Origin of the sequence: Shewanella sp. 10N.286.52.B9 (assembly GCF_002873635.1) — a bacterium.
Taxonomy (GTDB): Bacteria; Pseudomonadota; Gammaproteobacteria; order Enterobacterales; family Shewanellaceae; genus Shewanella.
In genome coordinates, this window is the sequence record NZ_MCTY01000080.1 from 1 (window position 1) to 21,233 (window position 21,233).

Genomic DNA, 21,233 nt, shown 5'->3' on the forward strand with positions numbered 1-21,233 from the left:
TTATTAAATTATTATGAAATTGAAATGGAACTTTTATTTTGAATAACTTGCATCATTTACTGACTGATAATCGTTGGTTTTATAGCAGCATTAGCAGAAAATATCGCAATATTAGCCCAGATAAAGTCGTCATCTTACCCATCACCTGGGGAGTTATGCGCCAGCCCTTTAACAATGAAGTTAAGCTAGCTTCGCTATTGGCGTTCATGTTACTCGTTTGCTTTGGATTATTGAATTTAACAGTGACTGCGCTAGTGAATGATTTTCAGGTGTTTACAGAAAGGGAAACTGAGGCACTGTATGGTGTCAGCGTCCCCTTAATCACGTTATTGTGCTTAGTTATTTATTATCAACTTAGAGTAAAAACATCACTACGGAGTGTGGGAGTCAAACCCGCCGAGCTTAAGCTTAATAAGCAAATAGACATTGCAGCAAATCATATTACTTTCCCTCCTTTTGTAGCTCAATTAGGAGTCGATAAATCAATCGCCAATAAATTGTTAAGTACCAATACAATGCTTTTATCTAAGGATAAAATTGTACGAATAGATGTTAAATGGTATTCGTTTTATGCTTCAGATAATGGTGGCTCGATGAAGAAAAACCAGATATATTCGTTTGAAATAGCATTACATGATGGCCAATGCTTTGAACTGAACAGTTGGGCATTCCCGTATTCCAGTTTATTGTATTTACTGATTAAGTTTAATTACCCTGTAGTGTTGAAAGATATAAGCAAGGAATAAAAGTCACAAAGGTTTGCTGCCGTATTTAACAATAATAACTTGGCCACTCCTGCTAGATGCTTGGTTTTATAATATAAAAAGGATGTTACATGCTCTTAAGGAATAAGATTGTTTTTCTTCTCGCCCTATTACTTGGCAGCCAAAGTGCTTTGGCAAACAGTGATGAAAATCTTGATAACCAGTTAACCCAGCGTTGTCTTAATAGTTTTGAATTTATTGAGCAACAAAATTTGTCAGCTTTTATGGATGAAATGCCAGGGGAATATAATGTTGGGCAGGAAAAACGATTAAAGGAAATACTGAATCGCTCACATAAACGCTGGTTTGAAAAGGGTGATATTCAATCCATCGAAGTATTAAAGGTTAGTTATCAGAAGCCTAGCGATATTAAGAAAAAACGTTTTGGTGCAATCGAACAAGCAAAAATTAAGTTATATATTCAAGGTGAGTCTTTCAACGCTCGTGTAAGTTGTAAGTACATTAAAACTCCCGATGGCTGGTTTTTGTTTAAATTACCCTAAAAAATTGTGTCGATAAATATGCAAAATTAATATGGCGAATCATTCTAATTGTTTGCTTCGAGTGTTGTTTGAAACGGTATGCTACTCATTTTATGTGTTAAGGATGACAATTGAAGTATTCAGAATTATCTAGAAAAGCCCAGTGGCATATATCGTCAAATGGCCTTCCATTAACACTTAAATTAGCCGCTAAAAATCACTACTTAATTCGTGGTATGTCTATCATTTTATTAGTGCCACTGTGTGCAGCAATAGTTATGGCGATGACACTTGAAAATGGTGAACAAACTTATTATATATTTGTGGTGCTTATACTGAGTGTTTTAGACTTTATACTCTGGTCGTTGAGACAGAGCTTAGTGTTAAATATGGCAACACAAACTCGCTATATTGAATTAAGCTTTTTAGGTCATAGCCTCACAAAAACCGAGCAAGCGAGTATTCATAATACAGAGTTACTTCTTCGTCGTAGCAGTTCAGACCATAAGCAGTTTGAAATGAAAGTACATCGCTCAAGTTATCCTGTTGGCACGTTAACTGAAACGATTCAGGCTGTGATGTTTATCTCGAATACCTTTAAATTAGCCGCTACCGAACAAGTTAGTCACTTTCCTCAAATTCTGCCGCTTGAAGATAGCCATTTATCAAAGCCCCCACAGGAGATTCAAGTCAGCAACCCGCTCAATGACGCAAACGTTGCGACAGAAGGCATTTGTATAACCCCGTTATGGCAGCCTATTATCTTGGCAAAATTTTTATTGCCCTTGCCCTTTTTCTTAATTTTAGGTCTGCTTATTAAACTTATAGCAGGAGGGTTGTGATGATTTTTAAACAAATGACGCCGAGTCGGGCAGTGATAAAAAATAGGAAGCTTGATGCTATTAGCCGAAAAGTATTTGGTTTGATTGTTCTTCTTATTGTCATCACCACAGCATTATCAATCGGAGATGAGGAGTATGGTTTTGTTGTTATTTGGGCTTGTGGTGCGCTCTTTAGCTGGCACTTACTATTTACTCAGCGGCAAGTGAGCATTGACCTTGTTAGTCAGCAGATTATAACTACAGTCAGCTCAATATATCCAATTACAGAACAGAGTATCAATATAAATCAAATTACTGCTTTTAGAGTTGATAAAGACTCGCGGGGTGGAAAAGGTTATAAATTGATGATTCTGTTAGGTCAAGAGGCCAAACCCTTTGGGTTTCAATTTGGCAGTATCCATTCAATGAATGCTATGGCAAAACAGATGTCTTTATTTTGCGATAAACCATTAATTAGTTCATCAGTGATATGACTTATTCATTTACGGTTTCTCTAGTTACAATAAAGTATTTACTGATTGATATTTGTAATCTGTATTATAAAATGAATCGATACAAGCAGTGATGCAGCACGTTAAAGCGATAAAGGAATAAGATGTTTAGCAAGATAACAGGGACGTTATTGAAAACCGAGTCATCATTTTCAATTATTTCAGCGTTTGAAAAGATGAAGTGGGTATTTTTATTTTTAAATCTTATTCACCTTGTGCTGGGAACGATTCTATTTACGCTTTCAATTGAATCTGTTGGGCGTTTAATCATTAGCATATTGTTGATATTGATTACCTTCAGTTATCAGCGACGATGGTGCTTTGATGCTTCACGCAAGGTGCTGACACAGTTTCATGGTTTCAAACTCGGTATAAAGGCTATTTATACCATTGCACAGCAGGAGTTTGATTACGCAAACATTAAAAATATCGAGTTAAAAAAAGTTCATCATGCCAATCAAGTGATATTGCACCTCAAAGACACTGAGCACACTCCGCCTCCTAAGCAAGCTTCAATATCGCTTAAAGTGAAAACCAATAAAATATCTGCTGTAGTGCAACAACTACGCACCCATTTAGCATCCCAAGGGCTCAATGTTATTGGTCAATTTGGTAGTACTAACAGCAAAGAGTGGCCTTCTTTTGGCTCTGTGTCGCTTGACCAGGACACAGTAAAGGCTTTTATTGGAATTAACTTATTTAATAATCCAGTAATGAGACAATTTCCGGTTATATTATTTATGCTGCCGTTGCCTTCTCTGTATTTTCATCGAGTTTGGATTCCCAGTTATATCAATAGCATACTTGCATTGTTTATTGTCTATTCTAGTCAGAATGTTATCGCTGCTATTGTAGTGGGTCTTTTTGGCGTTGGGGTGTCGGCAGTGAGACGAAAGTTGATATGCGATAAACACTATACATTTGGCTACCCCCCAATAACTGACATCGTTATCAGTGAAGAGTATTTAGCTATCCCAGCTGTGTATTTTGAAAACAAGCAAGCTAAGCAGATAAAAAAAACCGATATTCAATCAATTGATATTGAATGGAACTGGTATAAAAATAATGGTGGTGAACTTAATGAGAGATACAGCGAACCTTATGTGTTTAACCTGAATATCGATGTTAAAAATGAAAGTCGCTTGGTATTAGCCGGGCAGTCATTTGATAGTAAAAAATTCGTTATCGCTTTATGTGAACTGGGTTATAGCGCCACACTGACACAAATTACTAAAACCCCAATGGTTTGGCGTTATTATATTTTAGGCCCACTTGTCGTGTTCCTTATAGGGCTGATTGGCTATGGGCTGTATATGGCTTATTTTCGTTTGATTGCATAAGTATGACTCTTTAAAAATGGGCGGCATGTTAAATTGGATAACGAAGGATTGAATTATTTCAATCTCTAACGCCTGGTGACTATGAAGTGCTCATGAGCGCGAATGATATACCAGATGAACGAGGTACATATTATCTTTGTTTTTCTGATAATGTAGAAATACTTAACGGTAGCCCTGTTACAGCGAAAAAATTACTAACAAATCAGGGGGGCCAGGCAAGGTGGAATATAAGAGTAACGGCTAGTGAAGATAAAACTATCTCTAATTTTATACAATCTGAGATTAAATCTAGTCAGCAAGTTTTGGAAACATTAATCAATCTGTAATTGATTAACATTAAAAGGAAATTGAGTTGAAAAAAATATATTTAATTGCAGCTTCACTATTACTTAGCACCAATGTTGCAGAAGCTAAATTTGAAGAAGATTTACAAAAAAGGTGCGTTAATATTGTTAATTACAAGTTAAGTGGCGATGTAAACTCGGTAGTAGATTATTTTTACCCAGAAACTCAAAAAAATCCTAAGTTTATTAATTTTCTAGAAAAAAGAAAATTAAAATTTACTAAGAGATATGTTAAAGACAGAACAGTTGAAAGCATTGTTGGAGTTAAAACTATTACAGAGTCTAACCCTAAAAGTGATAGTAAAGGTGCTGGATTTAATATTGTGGAGCAGCTCTCTGTATTAACTCATGTTCAGTTCTCTGGAGAGAGTTCACCTAGTGAATTCAGTTGTTCATTTGGTCGTGAGAAAGAGTCAAATAGCTGGTTTCTGTTAAATGGCTTTTAGGCTTTTTTGAGGTTAGCAGAGTAAGAATAGTAGATTACAAATATGTTCTACTATTCTTTTTATTTCTAATTGGTTTCTAATTGGTTTCTAATTTATTTCTAGTGAAAAGCTCATGCCTTGGTTAATCAAACGACTGCAAAAATACAATAAAACTGAATCGTTATTAGTACAATTAGGCGATAAGTCTAAAGCAGAGATGTCCGCTAACTTAATCGTGTGGCCTTTATCTTATAAAACCTGGGCTTTGATATTTTTTTGTCTAATAGGTATTCCCAGCGGGCTTATATACTTCAACACAACAGAGTATTTTGGGGAAATAACTCTTACAGCAGTAGTACTAATACTGATTAAGCATTTAGTTTCTCACTTCAAAATGGGCCTAAAAGTAAAGATAACGAAAGATGCCATTGAATTGCCAGATGAGTTGGTGACAAAGTCAGCAAGCTATTTTCAAATGAGTAGGGTTGATACAATTCATATACAACGTTTTTTCTATCATCATCACTACAAAAAAAAAGATGCAATAGTTAAGTCAGTAATGAAAGCTGAAATAATGACGCATGCTAGATTGATATTAAATACAGGTGAAAAAATCAATCTGTCACGGGTTAATTGTATCGCACTGCCTGAGTTGGTTGAATACATTGTGGCCCACCACTCCCCTAAGATTCGATATTACTATCCAATGCCATTGAAGTTTTTAGGCGTACTATTTTTACTATACATAGGGTTTCTTACATTATTCGGCATCTATGGTTATCCAAGTTACTTATAACGTGAATCCGCAAGGTAGCAATAAACGTTAAGCAATACTGGTGATTGCGAAAAATAACAATATGACTAACAAGGTTACCCATTCTTAGTGTTATCATTTCGTTAATGCTGCAAAAAAGATTAATAAATAAAAAGGATTTTAAATGAAACTTATAAAACACTCTGTGTTATTGGCTGTACTCACAACAAGCAGTTTTGCATCACTCGCAGGGAACCAAGCCGCGATCGCCTCGTTTGATGCCAAAACATTGCCGATAACCGAACGTAGCCAAGTCATAACCGATAAACAGCTAGCGCTTATGGAAGAGTTCAATCGAATGACAGAGGCGCAGACTAGCGCCATTGGTATGTTTAAAAGCGGCAAAGTACAACAGTTACAACAACTCGGTGAACAAACCTTGGTTGAGGCGAATAAGTTTGTCGATGAATATCAGACTTTTTTAAGTCAATTACCCGAAACATCGACGTGTTACGTACCTGAAAATGTCACCGAATATCAACGCATGATAGCTGAAATTACAGAGGCAAATTCAGCCTTAAGCACATTAGCTTCATCGGTGGGTGATGATGAAATGGGCGCAACCATGGCAATGTTAAACGTGCAAATGCATGCCGGCCGCATCAGTTCGTTAGTACAAATGTTTCAGATGGTGAAAATGTGTTACATGACAGATGCTATGGGGCTGACTAAAGCAGATGTAAAGCGCAGAAAGGCGCAGCAAAATAACAACTAAAACGAGCTACTAATAATAAAAAAGGTATTACAAAAGGTATTACCAAAGCGACTCAAGGAAGAGAGATAAATGAAGGCTACGACTTTATTCATGTTACTGGGATTACTCCCAAGTGCTGCTAGTGCAACATGCCAGATAGAATTTGAAGTACAAGGTGATGTAAACCCCGATATTGAATACACGCTCACTTATGATTATAAATTAATTTCAAAAAACTATGACATTGGTAAGTTAACTCCTTTTCAAAAAGTTGAAATTGATTTCACTCAATGCCCAGAGCAGCGACATGCCGACTTAACCCTTCATTACGTTGCTGAAGGGGTAAAACAGCTTGCCTTTGAAACACGCTATTTCCCGCAACAAAAAGCAGTTGTGTTTAGCCATGCTAATACGTTGGCTTATCGGTCTTGTGTAGGATGTAAATCAGTACAATATGGTGCAGTTATTGAAGTCATCAAAGCACAGGCCATGGATAAGGAACTTGGTGAACTTATTGCGCAACAAGCAGATTATTTAAATTATGACCGTTATGCTGATGTGAGAGCTGTATTTGGCGACAAGGTAAGGACAATTGTTCGAGATGTGAAAGAGTTAGCTTATATTGTGCCACCTAACATTGGTGTTATTGAGAATACAGGCCCAAGTGCTCGCGACATGACTCAACAGTGGCTTAATGTGCTTCTGCCTAACAAAGCCTTCGGTCATGTGCTAAAAGCGAGATTTACGAATTATCCTGAGAAGAGTAATAAAGCTTTACAAAGCAAAGTTGAGCAAATATCAGATCGCTTTTTCTCTAAATTATTCAAAGTCTCCAGAGGTGTTAAATCTGCTGAAGATTTAAGTCGTCAAGTGAATACTTTACTCGACCCTTTAAGAGCTTCGACGGATCAATCGATAGTTAATTTGGTATCTGAAATTGAATCAGCTCTTGAAGAATCTATAGATTTAAATCAAAAGATTTCCATGGTGACTTTTTCTAAGGGAGAGTTAAATCAACCTACCCCTGACATGATTGAAACTATTCCTGCTAACTGGTTTCGTTTACTGCACACCATTCCAGCTGAAACTCCTGAACAATTAGCCATGTTTTCAGATCAATTTAGAGCGGATTTTCTCACTAAAATACAAAATCGTGATGACAGTTTAGAGCCTTATATTGCAGCCGCTGTTAAAAAATACGGTAAAGCTATGCGTTATGCATCGATGGGCAGCACAAATAAAGACAAGGCGGCTTACAATGCGCTAATCGCTGAAATAAAAGGCAAAGAGACCAGGTTGATCAACAAGCTTTTTAGCCTAATTGATATAGACGCAGGCTATGAAATTCAATGGATTTTTGAGCATGATAGTTGGAAGCTGGACCGCTTTATTTTATTGTAAATAAGTCATTATTCATAATGATCACCACAAAATTGATAAAGCAGCACCTAGTACTGGTGCTGCTTTTTAGGGTTCTATATGCAAGAAAAACTTACAGTCGATGATGAAACTTGGTTTGGTTCAACTTACTTTAAAGGCATAAAACAACTTAACTCAGCGAGTCATATCACGCTCAAAATGAACTCATTTTTTTACCCATTAAAAGTGAGGACACAGTTAGTATTATCTGCTGGCTTACTGCTGATGGGGTTACTGCCTTTTGTTACACCTGGCGCGATATCGATGTATCCAAAATTTCCGGAGATTCCATTAATCGTTGCCATTATTAATGTGTGTTTGGTGCCTGGTAGTTTGCTATTACGTCATTATTTAATTAAGCGCCAATATAAAATAGAGACTCCACAACGTTGCCATATTAGTGCTGCAACAATGTCATTACCGATAAACAGCTTGATTAATGAGCCTGATGGGCAATTAGAATTATCCAAAGGTGATATAAAACAAGTGGAAGTTATTTATAATGTCCAAACCAATAGCGGCAATTCTATTCGTACCGTGTATCAAGTTAATATTCACTTAGTCTCGGGTAAAGTATTAAATTTGGATGTGTTTCATTATCCATTAAAGAATATTTTCTATTTATTAGTTTACTTTAATTACCCTGTGACATTAACTCAGCGACGTTGGACCATGAAATATCAGTTACATGTGGTGGTATTAATTTTTCCAGTATTAGCACATCTAGCCTTAACAAGTCTGATGGTATTATTGGTGTCACCGTTCAATTTATAGCAAGGCTTTATGTAAAAGCTTATTCGCTTTTGCGCAAATAAGTATCGACAGAATAATGGATTAATTTACGGTTTTATAGGGATATAAACAATGAATCAAATAGTTTTACGGCTGGCAATAGTGCTTATTGCAAGCCTTAGTATGGCTGAGTGTCGACTTGGTATAGCTGCACAAGGGGCTAACCAGCAGTTTGGTAGCTGGGAAAACAAAGACGAAGATGGTGACGGTATACCTGATGAGCAAGATGACTATCCGTTTGATGCGAATCAGTCTTCATATAAATCAGCATATGAAAAAGAGTTTAATAATAATGTTAGTCAAGCTAACCGTGTTGGCTCAGTTCCATTTCGAGTTCATGGAACAATTAGTGAATCGCGAGACATAGATGATTTTAAGTTTTCAGTTTCAGAGGCGCAGATATTAGCTGACAGTGTCTTTACTTTTATTTTATATAAGGATAATCAAAAGTTTGTCCCGAGCATGGTGGTCATAAAAGATGATGGCAATGTGCTTCAAGTTCCACATTTGCCAATAGCGAATGTGGGGAGAATTGGCAGTGCGATTTCTTTTAAACCTGTCACACAAGGCAATTACAATATAAGTATTACAGACTTTAATGGTAATAACGGTATAGATTTCACTTATGCACTAGAGGCATTTGTTGATCGAGATATTGATGGCATAGCAGATCTGTTAGAACCAGCATTAGGGATAGATTCTACCATTCAAGATACTGATAGTGATGGTATTTTGGATGGGAATGAATTCAATGTATTTGCAGATAAATCATCACGTGATTTAGATGTTGATCGTGATGGGATACCTAATTGGCTTGATACTGATTCAGACGGTGACGGTATTTTAGATAAGTTAGAAGGCTCTAGTAATGCTGATGCCGACCACTACCCTAATTTTGTGGATGTGGACAGTGATAATAATACTGTCTCAGATAATGAAGACTTTGATGATGTAATGGGTTATTCACAAGACTCAGATGGCGATTCAGTTCCAGATTATGCAGATTTAGATGATGATGGTGATTTACTGTTAGATATTAATGACAGTGATTCAAAACTATCTATAAATATGATTGATAAGAGTGCAGATAAGGCCGTTAGGATTAAGACGGTTCAATCAAAAATAAATGGGTACCCAGCAATCAATAAAATTATGGCTGATAAACCTACTTTTATTTATGGCAATAATTTTGATACTGCAGCAGAAGTTATTATTGTTTTAAATAAGCTAGACAATAGTGGAAAAACGACAAATATAAAAGTTAACCCTAAGTCCGAAAAACAGATTGAGTTTATTACTCCTGATTATGGTGATATTGCTTTTGGTGGAGAAGATGTTGACATCTTTGTTGTTATTGGAAGTAAGCGTACAGAGAAAATACGCACTCGATTACTCGACCCAAAGACCCCTCAATTACATTCATTAACCCCATTGACTGCTGAGGCAGGAGAAGTGATTACCATTCATGGTCAGCACCTTGCGCCAGGTACAAAATTGGTTATAAATAATGCTGTTTATTCGCTAAAAAAACTGCGTGCTAAATCTGCACAATTTACGCTTCCCCAAACTGTGACTAGCGGTCATGTATCACTTGAAAACCAATATGGAATAAGTGAGTCAATATTTTTGAATATTGGCAAAGTGCAAGATATTGTGATTAAGGCTCCTGTTCAATTTAATCAAATGACAGGTCCTTTCAGGCTTTCTATGGTCAAAGAAACGTTTACCAATTTAAGTGATATTCAGGGGTATAAATATCCAATTCATAGCGCTAAACCTGATACTTTGCTGGTTTCAAATGGTAGTCACATAAGCTTTTTACGAGCGATAATGTTGCCTTCTGACCCGCAAGTTGTTTTTAGTTTAGATTCTACGATTAAGGCCATGGCGTTAACGAGTTTTATTAGAGGGAAAAATGAAACCGAAGTAAGACGTGCTTTGGAAGTGTTACCTCAATTAGCCAGCTACAAAGCTTTGCGCGATTTTATTTTACATGGAATAGAGACTGATATAGAGGCAACGTTCGACTTAGGCAATATGAGCGTAGCTGTAAAAATTTATGATGTAAGCGAAGAGTTAAAGCAGCTTAATCTGTAGACTAACTGTTAGCTATTAAAATAACGTATAGAAGATGGAATTACCTAGTTTTTATAAGGATATAAACAATGAATCAAATAGTTTTACGGCTGGCAATAGTACTTATTGCAAGCCTTAGTATGGCTGAGTGTCGACTTGCTATAGCTGCACAAGGGGCTAACCAGCAGTTTGGTAGCTGGGAAAATAAAGACGAAGACCGTGATGGCGTGCCAGATGAGCAAGATGACTATCCGTTTGACCCATCTAAAAATGCATTCTTGCTATTAAATGAAACTGAACAAAACAATCTTGTTGAGACCGCTGATAATGTAAAGGGAGCGTTCCCTGTTCGTATCGCCGGTAGCTTGCCGAGTTCAGGCGATACAGATGTATTTAAATTGATATTTCCTAAAGGCCAGTTAACGCCAAATGATCGACTCAGTTTCATTATCACTTCGAATCATAATCATTTTTACCCTACGGCTAATCTATTTGATAAAAATGGCCGTCAACTTAGCACTTATAGGGAAGATAATCTTAAACCCATCAATGGATTAAAGTATCGATTTACCTACATCCCCAAGGGTAATCAAATTGCTTATTTGAGCGTTTCATCATTAAGGCAGAAAGGTAATGCCTCTTATACCGTAGAAGTGTTTATCGACAACGACGTAGACTTTATGGACGACATAAAAGAGCGAGCTTTAGGCATGAACCACAACCGAGCTGATACTGACGGTGATGGCATTTATGACGGTTACGAGTACTTTGTTTATCAAAATGGTCAAGTCAATACAGATGTTGATAATGATGGGGTACCAAACTATTTGGATGATGACTCTGATGGTGACGGTTTACTTGATAAGCTTGAATTATATAGTGATTTTGATAATGACAGCTTAAGTAATTTTGTTGATATTGACAGTGACGGGAATAATATTACTGATGAAGTTGAAGCCAGTAATGTGAATAAACCGTTAGATACAGACCTAGATAGAACGCCAGATTATATTGATTTAGATGACGATGCTGATGGCGTTTTTGACGTTTATGACAATCATCGGGTTACTCATTTTGAACATTCAGAACCGCATTCTGGAAGTTTAAAAGTGTACGGCGTGAATACAATGCTAAGTGAGCAGACGCAACTTAGGCAACAAGCAATGCAAGGTCAATTAATTTCAATATCGGGTACTTTTGCAAAAAATACGCAATATACAGTGGTACTGCATATTAGTGGTGAGCTATTTAATGAAAAAGTGATGACTGATGACAATGGTAAGCTGACATTAACAATACCTAAATTGAATGAGATTCAAACCCGTGTGCTGTCCAGTAGTGTGTTTGTATACGCTGAAGATGGAACTAACAGTAACACTAGTCAGTTTGATTTATTGGTGCCTCAAACCCCGATAATTTTGAACTTTGAGAATAGAAGTTATGCCAAAGGTGAAGCGATAACTCTCAAGGGCTGGAACTTTAGCCCTAATACAACAGCTTGGTTCGGTGATATTAATGTCAAAGCCAGTCAGTTTACTAGCAGTAAAAAAATTGAATTTGTTATTCCTGAAAATATCAGTGAATTCAATATTCGGCTAAACAATGGCTGGGGAAAGGGCAACAGTCAGGCTTTAGTCATTAAGGATGAATTTTCGGTTCAGCTATCGGTGCCAAGTTCACTGTCTAGTCAATATGACCGCTTGTATTATGATGATGCCAATGGCGACACCACAGAGTTTAATACTTCTGGCATCACTAAGGTTAACTTGCCAGGCCTAAGTGATCCTTTTTTAATTTTATCAGTTAAGAAAAATGAAGAGTACATCAGACTATTTACTTTACCGATTGTCGGAAACGGCCTTCAAACAGTCTCACTAGATAGCAGTATATTTGCTTTTCTTACATTCGGTAATGCAGAACTAACGCTTGAATCTATGATGGCGAATGATAAATACCCTGAGCTGTATGATTATGTTTATAGCGAATTAAAAAAGGATATCTACTTCTTTCAATTTAGCGATGCTAATTCTCAAAATGAATTTTTTAGTAAGTTACGAGAATTTGTTAACGCATTACCTAAACCTAAACCTAAACGTCGTGGGCCAAGAATAAACAGTTAGAGGTGGTTTTGTTAAGCAAAACAAGATTACTTAAGGATAGAAAATAAGATATGGAGATTAAAATGAGAATAACGGCCGTTACTATGGCGTTTTTGAGCATAATGTTGCTAAGCACTTCAGTCAATGCGCTTGAGCGCTTCGCTGGAATTGAAGATGGCTCTGATGAAAATTTAAAGGCAGTCTGCAAAAACTATATGCTCAATAGTTATCTGAAAAACGATCCTGAGTTATTTTTTCATTTATTGCCTAAGTCGATGAAGAAAATGGAACCTATGCTTGAGAAAGATTGGCCAGAAGGGCATTTGAAGCGTTTTGGCAGTGAGCCGTTAACTAAATACGATGTATACGAAATGGATGATGGATTTACAGAAGAAATGTATAAAGGTCATAAGATTAAGTACATAGGTGTAAAATATAAAGCTGGCATAATGGAAAGAATAAAAGGCAGCTCGTGTGGCTTTGAACAGTTTGAAGATAATCGCTGGTACCTTGCCCAAAAACCTTGATTACGTAAGTAAAGCCCTATTGTGAAAGCAATAGGGCTTTGTTTTTAAATGGCTAAAAAATATTAAAGGGATGTAATGGGTTATAAAATTATTAAGCAGACGGATGAGCGTATTGTGCTGCAAGATACTGGTGGCATCATCGATTTCATTTTTGGAATAGTAATGGCGTCGGTTGGTGCTGGGGTTATGTATTTGAGCTGGTTTAATTACCAAGATACTGGTGAAATAGTAATGTCTTTTGTGTTTTTATTGCTGGGGAGCTGTTTTTTCTTCCCAATGTTTAAAATCAATCGATTAGTTATTGATGCTGTAAATAAAGAATTAACCAAAACTAAGTCTTGGTTTGGTATTACCACCAATCAAGAAGTTGTCACAAATAGCAGTTTATCTTTACTGGAAATGTCAGGTTTCACCAGCGGTGAAGTAGAGGCGTTTTTTGATAATCAAAAACAAGTCAGTCATCATTACAGTCTTAAATTCTACAGCTACCCAGAATGGAATCTTACGATGAGAGGCTTTTCAGTTATGCTCGATATTGCGTTATTTATTGAGCAGCATTTTGATACTGATTTAGCTGTGGTCGTTCAGCATAAAAGGCATAAGTTTAGCGCCAAAGGGTTAATGAATAATCATCAGGAAACGCCATTACCAAATGACTCAATGGTTAAAGAAACGGGGTTTCAACAGTTAACCATATCAGCTGCAAAAGGAGGGGTTATTGGGCAGAGGATTGTGGCTATCAGTATTATCACTTGGGCAGTAATGACCAGCGTGTTTTTGTTGTACTTATCTGAGATGGAAGGGTTTACATACATCCCTTTTGCAGCTCAACAGTTAATAGCATTCATCTTTGTGAGCGGTCTCAGCTATATTAGTATTAATAGCAGCGTATCGACTCGTTTGAAGATTGACCATGGTAATTTGATTGTGAAAACAAGCCTATTAGGTGTAAGGAAATACCCATTGTCTGATGTCATTGGCGTGGTCAACCTTGCTAAGATTACTTATTTAATTACTCGACAAGGCGGAGTGTCACTGGCCTATAAAATACCCACCAAATACAGTTATGCGATTCACTGCTGGTTACTTCCATTTTTGAAAAAATAGCAAGAAGCGTACAGTTTGAAATTAAGACACAGTTACATGATGAAAGCCCACGCAAGGGTGTCTTAATATTTTTTGACTTTAAGAGGCATTATTCTTAGAGTGCTTGGTTCGTTTTTGAGTACGTGATTATATTTTAAGGGAACCATTCAAATGACATTTGCTAAGTATGTTGCAGTAACAATACTCATGGCTGGGCTGAGTATTAATGCTTATGCCGATAACCGAGCAGCAATGCTAGAATTTGATGCTAAAGTCAGACCCATTGCACAAAGAAGTCAGTTACTTTCAGACATGCAGGTCAAGTTAATGGATGACTTTAATCAAATGGCAGAAGCGGGCAAGAGTGCTAACGCGGTGTTTAACAGTGGCAAGGTGCAGCAATTACAATTATTGGGGAATGAAACTCTCATTGAAGCCAATTTATTTGTGACTGAATTCGAACACTTTTTAGCGCAGCTCCCTGAAACGTCTACCTGTTATCTGCCTGAAAAAGTCACAGAATACCAAGGTATGATTACCCAGCTTACGCAAGCCAATAAAGCGTTAAGTAACGTGCCTGAGATTGCTGATGGTGATGAACTAGGCGCCGCAATGGCGTTATTGAACCTGCAAATGCATGCGGGGCAATTGAGCTCTTTAGTGCAAATGTTTCAGTTGGTGAAAACCTGTTATATGCCAGAAGCGATGGGACTCACCAAAGAAGATGTTGAGCGGATGAAGACAAAAACTGAAGATGCTGATAATTAGTAGATTATCCGTTAGTTGGTTTTTCCTCTAAATTAGTTCTCATATTAAGAAATAATAATATGAGCACCAGTATTTTGAATCTTCTCTTGAGCTTTATTGCGAAATACATTGAGTTTGCGCTTAATCACTGAGCACTGAGCACTGAGCACTGAGCACTGAGCACTGAGCATCAGCAAAAACGGGCGCCAGTATTGCTACTGACGCCCGTTTTGTTTTAATGCAGGATTAACGCGCGCGATTTGGCTTACGACCGCCGCTTGGCTTACCTTTGCCGCCTTTAGCTTTAGCTTGAGATTTAGTTTGGCCTTTACCGCCACCTTTTGCTTGTCCTTTATGCTTGGTGCTGCGGTTGTGCTGCATAAAGTGCTCTGGGCCTTCAATTTTTTCACGAGCTACGGTTTTAACTTTAGGCTGAGACTTTTTCTTTGGGGCTTTTTTGTCTTCTGATGATGAGTCTTTAATCATCTCAAACAATACATCTAGCTCTTGCTTATCTAAATCACGCCATTCACCGATTGGCAGACCTTTGAGGCTGACATTCATGATTTGCTGACGTTCAAGCTTGGTGACTTCAAAGCCAAAATGTTCACACATTCTACGAATTTGGCGGTTAAGACCTTGAACTAATACGATTTTAAAAGCGTACGGTGATACTTGTTCAACCTTACACTTTTTCGTGACTACCCCTAATATCGGTACCCCAGCGCCCATGCCTTTGATAAAGCTATCGGTAATGGGTTTATTCACCGTGACCACGTATTCTTTATCGTGGTTATTACCCGCGCGGAGGATTTTATTAACTAAGTCACCATTATTGGTTAAAAAGATTAAACCTTGGGAGTCTTTATCTAAACGACCAATAGGGAATATGCGGGTTGAGTGATTGACGAAATCGACGATGTTATCGCGTTCGGTGCCTTCGGTGGTACTGACAATGCCCACGGGTTTATTAAGGGCGATAAAGACTAAATCTTCAGCATCTCTTGGCTCAATATCTTGACCGTTTACTTTTACTTTATCACCAAAGCTAACTTGGTCGCCGACCTGTGCACGCTTACCGTTAATAAACACGTTGCCTTGCTCAATAAAACGGTCGGCATCACGTCTTGAACATATGCCACTTTCACTGATGTATTTATTAAGGCGCATTGATGAATCGGTCACTATGGTTTTCCTGTGAGTAGAGATTAATCTGAAGAAAGGTTAGGCTTAAGTCAGACAGTTTATCAATTTTTGGCAATTTTGCATAAGCATACTGATAAAAGAGCGCGTCGAAATGCAATTAATGGAATGAAAGATGAGAGGGAAGCATGCACTTACAGCTTAGGAATGTATTAGCCACCGATTTAGAACATTTATATCAGTTTCAAGCCGATCCACAGGCTAATGAGATGGCCGATTTTCCGGCGAGAGACCGTAATGCCTTTTTTGAACATTGGCAGAGCAATATTTTGAGTCATGCTGATATAACAGCCAAAGCGATAATTGTTGATAACGATATCGTTGGCAGTGTGGTTTTATGGCAAAGTGAGCAGCAATGGCTATTGGGATATTGGCTTGGGAGAGACTATTGGGGTCAGGGCATCGGTACTAATGCCTTAAGAGTCTTTTTAGCGGAGCAAACTCAAAGGCCAATATTTGCCGAAGTGACCCAAGATAATTTGGGTTCTATTAAAGTGCTTATCAGCAATGGCTTTATTCATGATGCTCAGCTTGATGATGGTCAAACTAATAAAAGCACTGACAATGAGCGAGCCTTATTGCTGTTTCGCCTTGGCTAATAATTAAGTATTAATCCAAGCATTGATTATCCAAGATCACATTGAGGGTTAACAGATAGGGCTAATATGGAGGTCTTTACAACAACCTTGGCGGTGAATAAACGCTGTTGTGAACCGCTAATAGCAGCCCTTAATCGCCGTGGCTAAATCAGTCAGGTGATTTACCTGACTCATTCAAATAGTATGGAGGTCATTATGATTTCTAACCCTTCTTTAGTCACCCGCACCGCCGTGGGCAAGCTTATCGGTTTAGCCTTTGGGGTATTGTGCTTTTGGATAGTGCCATGGCTTGCCCCAGAAACCAGTTTATTGTTTTTGTGGGGATTACTGCTGTGGTATATCACTTTTGGCGCCATTATTGGGCTTGCTGGGGTATTTGATTATCATCCGGTGTTAAAAATAGCCATGCCTTGGTGGCTAACCGCAACCATAATGGGCGGCTGGATGAATCTGGTGTTTACCTTTGTGGCCTATGATCAAATCCAAGCCTTAATGGTGGCTATATTTGGTCTTGGCGGTTCATTACAATCACCGTTTTGGTTTGTTGCTGATGGATTAATCGCGGGTTGGATTATTGGCTATTTTGCTACCAAGTTTGGTGGTTATGGTCCAAGTACGGCGGGAAGGTAATGAAAGGCTTTTATCGAGCTTAATGGGTTGGTTTGGCTGCCTAACTGAAATTCTTAACTCATGAATTCAGTTTAAGCAGCTAACCTGTATCACTGCTATTAAACAGATTGATCGTATGCTAAAAGCAACCATTGCTTTACTTCATCATTCACATCCGCAATATCTTTTAATTGTATGCGATGGCTACACATTGCACCAAAAGGCCCAGAATCTTCAAGGCAACCTTGAGGTTGTGTGTCTTTGATTTTTAACCCTAGGTCGATACGGGTTTTGGTCGCAGGTTTAATCAGGGCAAATTGTTTTTTCCTAATGATACTCACTGTCGCTTTTTTAGGGGTTATTACTACGTCTTGGCCGAAGCCACTTACGATAGAAATCAGTAAATCGTAGATTGGCGTCAGTGCTTCTTTGCCTTGATATTGTTGGGTAACTAACTCATCAGTAGACTCATCTTTTTGTTTTGATAAGGTCACAATCGTATTGGCAAAGCCATGGGTTACTCCATGTTCGGTTTTTAAATATTTAACTGCCATTCCATGCTTTTCAATATTCTGCTGTGCAAGTATCTCAAGCCACTCTGGTAATGACTTGCCGGTTTTTTCTGGCATGTTATCAATCATGGTTTGCAGTGCTTTATCCATTTGCCTCTCCCATTTTCTGTTCCATTTATTTGCGAGTGATTAAATATCATCTTTATCCTTATATGTATAAAGGTAGCTATTTGAACTCAATAATGCACTTGTTTTATATCAAGCCTCATAGACGACTGCAGACTAGAAGGTAGGGGGATTGTAGAAGATAGAAGGTAGAAGGTAGGGGGCGGATTGTAGAAGATAGGGAATGTCGACCGGAATGAAACTGATCACTCAAGTTTGTTGATTGCTTATAAGCAAGATTAGCAGGGAGTTACGAGCAACTCCCTTTTGAAGCGTGGTATAAAGAGCGCCTTTAACTCAAAGCTGGTTTGGAAACACTATATAAACTGAATGTTTAATCAGCATGTCCATGTTTATGTCCATGTTTATGTCCATGTCTAAGTTAATGTCAGTGTGAATGCCCATCACTGATTGCTTTTCCTTCTGTGTCATAAAACCCTGATGCGCCGTGCTCAACAAACCCCAAAGTTACCATGTTCGTCAAAAACTCATCGCTATGATCGTCGCCAATATCGGCGTAATCGGTCATTTTGTAATGATTAAGCTGATTGAAAAAAGCAGCGATTTTATTTGCGTCATGGCTGAGTTCAGTGAGTTGCCATTGCTCGTGGGTTTGATGTTTACCTTGGTTTTTTGTCCAACTAAAACGACTAATAAGTTGAAGTTCAGGTAACCAAACTAGCTCAATTTTACTGTTGGCAGAGGTTTGAGTGAGCACTTGCTGACGCTCACAGCCTTTGCCTGTTTCGGCGCTAAGTGTTAACTGTGAAATAAGCTTGTCAGAGATAAATTGATAACGATATGACCAGTCGTGTTCAGACTTGCCGTGAACCATTTCGCCTGGTTGGTATTCAATACCGCGTTGATAGCCATCAAAAAAACGGGTGGGTTTGATTTGCTTATTATTGAGCAAAAACCATGATTCAGTGATATCAGTTTGCGGGTATTGATGCGCCACGGTATTGCCTTGGCGCCATAAATTAAGGCTGCTTTTATTCTGGTGTTGGCTGACTGGACTATCAGTGGAGGTGAGTTGATAACTTGCCTGTAAGCTTGACGAGGATAAGTCGCATTGGGCGTAACTTGCAGCGGATAAAGTGATAAGCAGACTTGAAAACATGATTGATAAAGGCAGAGGTAACTTCACGGGAACTCCTATGACATTGCTGATAGTGATGCATGTCGATATAAAAAGGTTAAGGCTAAAATAATCAATTAAACCAAGGCTGCAATTAGGTTGCAGCCTTGGCTTTTAGACTCGTTCGCTTGTAAGCGAACGGTTTAGTTCGCTATTGCTGCGTTCGCTTTGTTGGTTAAGTCGGCGGCAAAGTCCATGATGTGATAAATCACACTCTGTTCATTGGTGCCGTTAACTAACATTGCCCCTGGGCCGTAAGCATAAATACCGACATCTTCACCCGCATGGGTTTCAGAGCTAGTCGGCACTAAAGACTCCTGGTGAAAACCTGTTGAAGCAGTGTCGATATCGGTTAGGTCAAAACGACCTGCAGTAATATCTTCACCGTATCCAGCATCGGCATCGGTTTCAGTGCCGAGGTTTTTATAGCCGCGACCATTGGTGTAACCCAGTGTGGTGTATGGCATGCCATCTGCCGCAGTTGATGGTTCTTCGCTACCAATGCCAACCACTTTACCTAAGATTGGATTACCGCGTTTAGGGTAACCAGCAATGGTAAATACGTGGCCATGATCGGCGGTGACAATGATTAACGTATCTGACATATCGGTCATTTCAACGGCTTTGGCAATCGCATCAGAAAATGCAATTGTGTCCGTTAGGGCGTTGTATGCACTGCCTGCGTGATGGCCGTGGTCGATACGACCTGACTCAACGGTTAAGAAGAAACCTTCATCATTGTTATCAAGGATATCAATGGCTTTAGCGGTCATTTCTGCAACCGATGGCTCGCCCGCAACATCATTAGCGCGGTCAGCTTCATACTGCATATGAGACTCGTTAAATAAGCCCATTACACGAGTCGTGCTAGCTGCATCAATGGCATCAAAACCTGCTTGATCCATCACATAAACACCGTCTGCATAAGTGGCTTGCCATTCTGCAGTTAAGTCACGACCATCGGTGCGGTCACCTTCAATTGAACTGACGGCATCTGCTGAGTTATAAGCAGCATCTTTAGGTAAAAAGTGACGACGACCGCCGCCCATTACCACGTCGATACCATCAACATCAATACCGCTAATACGCGCTTCTAGGTTGGCTTCGAAGTTGACTAATTGGTCAGCAATATCTTTACAACCACCGGATACCGCATCTTCTGGCATGTCGGAAATATCTTCCCAGTTGCGATCAGCTGACTTTGCGTAGGTCGCCGCTGGCGTTGCATGAGTAATACGCGCCGTTGAGATAACCCCTGTAGATTTACCCGCGATTTCAGCCAGTTCTAATGCGGTAATTAACTCTGTGCCCGCAACAGTGCTACAGTCGCCGCGCTCAACATGTTCATCAACACCTAAGACACCAGCGTCAGATTTAACGCCGCTCATCATTGCAGTCATAGTGCCTGCTGAGTCAGGGGTTTGTGCATCAACGTTGTAGGTTTTAGCTAAGCCTGCAAATGGGAAGGTATCGAATGAAAGGTTATGCTCTTCACCGTTTTTACCTTGCATTTGGCCTTCTAAAATACGCGCTGCTGTCACCGTTGAAATGCCCATGCCGTCACCGACAAATAAAATCACGTTTTTAGCACTGCCACGTAATTCGTTTAAGGCGCTAGCATTAGTTGCCGCAACAGATGGTACTGATGTTTTAGCGCTGCTCGTTGTAGCCATACTTGGCGTTGTGGCAGCAAGCCAATTTTGGCGTGCTGCGGTGATTTCTTGCTGACCTGCTACAAACCAATCGTTGTTAACGCTGGTTAATATGTCGCTGGTGCTAACGGTTGAATTACCAGGAGCACAGACGTATTCAGTGGCTGTGACTTCAGTGCTTTGCAATTCACCATCGCTGTCGGTATCAATACCTGAGTCAATTTGCACGCCGCTGTTAGGACAGTTTGCATCGCCAATGGCTAAAGCTGTTTGCACGATAAGGCTCGTTGAACCATTTGAACCGTTCGAACCATCGGCACCGTTTGAACCATCATCACCGTCTGAACAAGCAGATAGACCCATTACAGCAAGGGCGACTAGGGATAGATTTAAGTTTTTCATGTTCATTCCTG

Annotated in this window: 22 protein-coding genes; 18 read left to right on the forward strand and 4 right to left on the reverse strand. The window is 38.9% G+C overall.

Translation table 11 applies throughout. The features are described 5' to 3' along the window. Window positions 1-38 precede the first annotated feature (38 nt). The 16 genes from BCU91_RS05750 (at window position 39) to BCU91_RS05825 (ending at window position 14,963) form a co-directional block, all read left to right on the forward strand. A complete protein-coding gene (locus tag BCU91_RS05750; protein ID WP_102531074.1) occupies window positions 39-746 on the forward strand; it encodes a hypothetical protein in 708 nt (235 codons plus the stop codon). Window positions 747-895: 149 nt separating this feature from the next. Beyond that, window positions 896-1,267, forward strand: coding sequence for a hypothetical protein (locus BCU91_RS05755; protein WP_133126576.1), 372 nt, complete (start codon window positions 896-898; stop codon window positions 1,265-1,267). Window positions 1,268-1,377: 110 nt separating this feature from the next. Then, a complete protein-coding gene (locus BCU91_RS05760) occupies window positions 1,378-2,088 on the forward strand; it encodes a hypothetical protein (RefSeq protein WP_102531076.1) in 711 nt (236 codons plus the stop codon). Beyond that, the gene (locus BCU91_RS05765) at window positions 2,088-2,561 is read left to right on the forward strand and encodes a hypothetical protein (protein WP_102531077.1); all 474 of its coding nucleotides are present in this window, start codon (window positions 2,088-2,090) and stop codon (window positions 2,559-2,561) included. The genes BCU91_RS05760 and BCU91_RS05765 overlap by 1 nt, the downstream gene beginning before the upstream one ends. A 122-nt stretch (window positions 2,562-2,683) precedes the next feature. Further along, window positions 2,684-3,919, forward strand: a complete 1,236-nt coding sequence (locus BCU91_RS05770) for a hypothetical protein (RefSeq protein ID WP_102531078.1) — start codon at window positions 2,684-2,686, stop codon at window positions 3,917-3,919. Window positions 3,920-4,011: 92 nt separating this feature from the next. Then, a complete protein-coding gene (locus tag BCU91_RS05775; RefSeq protein ID WP_102531079.1) occupies window positions 4,012-4,245 on the forward strand; it encodes a hypothetical protein in 234 nt (77 codons plus the stop codon). A gap of 26 nt (window positions 4,246-4,271) precedes the next feature. Further along, a complete protein-coding gene (locus BCU91_RS05780) occupies window positions 4,272-4,709 on the forward strand; it encodes a hypothetical protein (protein WP_102531080.1) in 438 nt (145 codons plus the stop codon). 112 nt (window positions 4,710-4,821) lie between these two features. Beyond that, a complete protein-coding gene (locus tag BCU91_RS05785) occupies window positions 4,822-5,484 on the forward strand; it encodes a hypothetical protein (RefSeq protein ID WP_102531081.1) in 663 nt (220 codons plus the stop codon). 142 nt (window positions 5,485-5,626) lie between these two features. Continuing rightward, window positions 5,627-6,217 (forward strand): hypothetical protein, encoded by a 591-nt coding sequence (locus tag BCU91_RS05790; protein WP_102531082.1) that lies wholly within the window; start codon window positions 5,627-5,629, stop codon window positions 6,215-6,217. A gap of 69 nt (window positions 6,218-6,286) precedes the next feature. After that, on the forward strand, window positions 6,287-7,597 hold the full coding sequence (locus BCU91_RS05795; protein WP_102531083.1) for a hypothetical protein: 1,311 nt from the start codon (window positions 6,287-6,289) through the stop codon (window positions 7,595-7,597). Between the two features lie 78 nt (window positions 7,598-7,675). Beyond that, complete coding sequence (locus BCU91_RS05800) at window positions 7,676-8,389, forward strand: hypothetical protein (protein ID WP_102531084.1); 714 nt, start codon at window positions 7,676-7,678, stop codon at window positions 8,387-8,389. A 90-nt stretch (window positions 8,390-8,479) separates the two neighbouring features. Continuing rightward, on the forward strand, window positions 8,480-10,504 hold the full coding sequence (locus BCU91_RS05805) for a hypothetical protein (RefSeq protein ID WP_102531085.1): 2,025 nt from the start codon (window positions 8,480-8,482) through the stop codon (window positions 10,502-10,504). Between the two features lie 68 nt (window positions 10,505-10,572). Next, on the forward strand, window positions 10,573-12,603 hold the full coding sequence (locus tag BCU91_RS05810) for an IPT/TIG domain-containing protein (RefSeq protein WP_102531086.1): 2,031 nt from the start codon (window positions 10,573-10,575) through the stop codon (window positions 12,601-12,603). Window positions 12,604-12,665: 62 nt separating this feature from the next. Then, entirely contained in the window at window positions 12,666-13,109 is a 444-nt protein-coding gene (locus tag BCU91_RS05815) for a hypothetical protein (RefSeq protein ID WP_133126577.1), read from the forward strand. Between the two features lie 75 nt (window positions 13,110-13,184). After that, window positions 13,185-14,216, forward strand: a complete 1,032-nt coding sequence (locus BCU91_RS05820; RefSeq protein ID WP_102531088.1) for a hypothetical protein — start codon at window positions 13,185-13,187, stop codon at window positions 14,214-14,216. 150 nt (window positions 14,217-14,366) lie between these two features. Next, entirely contained in the window at window positions 14,367-14,963 is a 597-nt protein-coding gene (locus BCU91_RS05825; protein ID WP_102531089.1) for a hypothetical protein, read from the forward strand. Between the two features lie 225 nt (window positions 14,964-15,188). On the opposite strand, the gene rluF is transcribed toward BCU91_RS05825, so the two are convergent. Further along, window positions 15,189-16,127, reverse strand: a complete 939-nt coding sequence (gene rluF / locus BCU91_RS05830) for a 23S rRNA pseudouridine(2604) synthase RluF (RefSeq protein ID WP_241904044.1) — start codon at window positions 16,125-16,127, stop codon at window positions 15,189-15,191. A gap of 146 nt (window positions 16,128-16,273) precedes the next feature. Here rluF and BCU91_RS05835 point away from each other — a divergent pair, with 146 nt between their 5' ends. Further along, complete coding sequence (locus BCU91_RS05835; RefSeq protein WP_102475929.1) at window positions 16,274-16,744, forward strand: GNAT family N-acetyltransferase; 471 nt, start codon at window positions 16,274-16,276, stop codon at window positions 16,742-16,744. 195 nt (window positions 16,745-16,939) lie between these two features. Then, a complete protein-coding gene (locus BCU91_RS05840; protein WP_241904045.1) occupies window positions 16,940-17,374 on the forward strand; it encodes a hypothetical protein in 435 nt (144 codons plus the stop codon). Between the two features lie 98 nt (window positions 17,375-17,472). On the opposite strand, the gene BCU91_RS05845 is transcribed toward BCU91_RS05840, so the two are convergent. The 3 genes from BCU91_RS05845 to BCU91_RS05855 form a co-directional block, all read right to left on the reverse strand. Then, window positions 17,473-18,015 carry a DUF4287 domain-containing protein gene (locus BCU91_RS05845; RefSeq protein ID WP_102531092.1) on the reverse strand — a complete coding sequence of 181 codons (543 nt, stop codon included), beginning with the start codon at window positions 18,013-18,015 and terminating at the stop codon, window positions 17,473-17,475. Between the two features lie 403 nt (window positions 18,016-18,418). Further along, complete coding sequence (locus BCU91_RS05850) at window positions 18,419-19,177, reverse strand: hypothetical protein (protein ID WP_241904046.1); 759 nt, start codon at window positions 19,175-19,177, stop codon at window positions 18,419-18,421. Between the two features lie 134 nt (window positions 19,178-19,311). Next, window positions 19,312-21,222, reverse strand: a complete 1,911-nt coding sequence (locus tag BCU91_RS05855) for an alkaline phosphatase (RefSeq protein WP_102531093.1) — start codon at window positions 21,220-21,222, stop codon at window positions 19,312-19,314. Window positions 21,223-21,233 lie beyond the last annotated feature (11 nt).

Excerpts from the sequence above, each read along its gene's own strand:
- BCU91_RS05790 (WP_102531082.1), top strand. The coding sequence starts at position 5,627 with ATGAAACTTATAAAACACTCTGTGTTATTGGCTGTACTCACAACAAGC.
- BCU91_RS05765 (WP_102531077.1), top strand. The coding sequence starts at position 2,088 with ATGATTTTTAAACAAATGACGCCGAGTCGGGCAGTGATAAAAAATAGG.
- BCU91_RS05855 (WP_102531093.1), bottom strand. The coding sequence starts at position 21,222 with ATGAAAAACTTAAATCTATCCCTAGTCGCCCTTGCTGTAATGGGTCTA.
- BCU91_RS05825 (WP_102531089.1), top strand. The coding sequence starts at position 14,367 with ATGACATTTGCTAAGTATGTTGCAGTAACAATACTCATGGCTGGGCTG.
- BCU91_RS05820 (WP_102531088.1), top strand. The coding sequence starts at position 13,185 with ATGGGTTATAAAATTATTAAGCAGACGGATGAGCGTATTGTGCTGCAA.
- BCU91_RS05845 (WP_102531092.1), bottom strand. The coding sequence starts at position 18,015 with ATGGATAAAGCACTGCAAACCATGATTGATAACATGCCAGAAAAAACC.
- BCU91_RS05770 (WP_102531078.1), top strand. The coding sequence starts at position 2,684 with ATGTTTAGCAAGATAACAGGGACGTTATTGAAAACCGAGTCATCATTT.
- BCU91_RS05805 (WP_102531085.1), top strand. The coding sequence starts at position 8,480 with ATGAATCAAATAGTTTTACGGCTGGCAATAGTGCTTATTGCAAGCCTT.
- BCU91_RS05835 (WP_102475929.1), top strand. The coding sequence starts at position 16,274 with ATGCACTTACAGCTTAGGAATGTATTAGCCACCGATTTAGAACATTTA.
- BCU91_RS05795 (WP_102531083.1), top strand. The coding sequence starts at position 6,287 with ATGAAGGCTACGACTTTATTCATGTTACTGGGATTACTCCCAAGTGCT.
- BCU91_RS05840 (WP_241904045.1), top strand. The coding sequence starts at position 16,940 with ATGATTTCTAACCCTTCTTTAGTCACCCGCACCGCCGTGGGCAAGCTT.
- BCU91_RS05810 (WP_102531086.1), top strand. The coding sequence starts at position 10,573 with ATGAATCAAATAGTTTTACGGCTGGCAATAGTACTTATTGCAAGCCTT.
- BCU91_RS05815 (WP_133126577.1), top strand. The coding sequence starts at position 12,666 with ATGAGAATAACGGCCGTTACTATGGCGTTTTTGAGCATAATGTTGCTA.
- BCU91_RS05775 (WP_102531079.1), top strand. The coding sequence starts at position 4,012 with ATGAGCGCGAATGATATACCAGATGAACGAGGTACATATTATCTTTGT.
- BCU91_RS05800 (WP_102531084.1), top strand. The coding sequence starts at position 7,676 with ATGCAAGAAAAACTTACAGTCGATGATGAAACTTGGTTTGGTTCAACT.
- BCU91_RS05785 (WP_102531081.1), top strand. The coding sequence starts at position 4,822 with ATGCCTTGGTTAATCAAACGACTGCAAAAATACAATAAAACTGAATCG.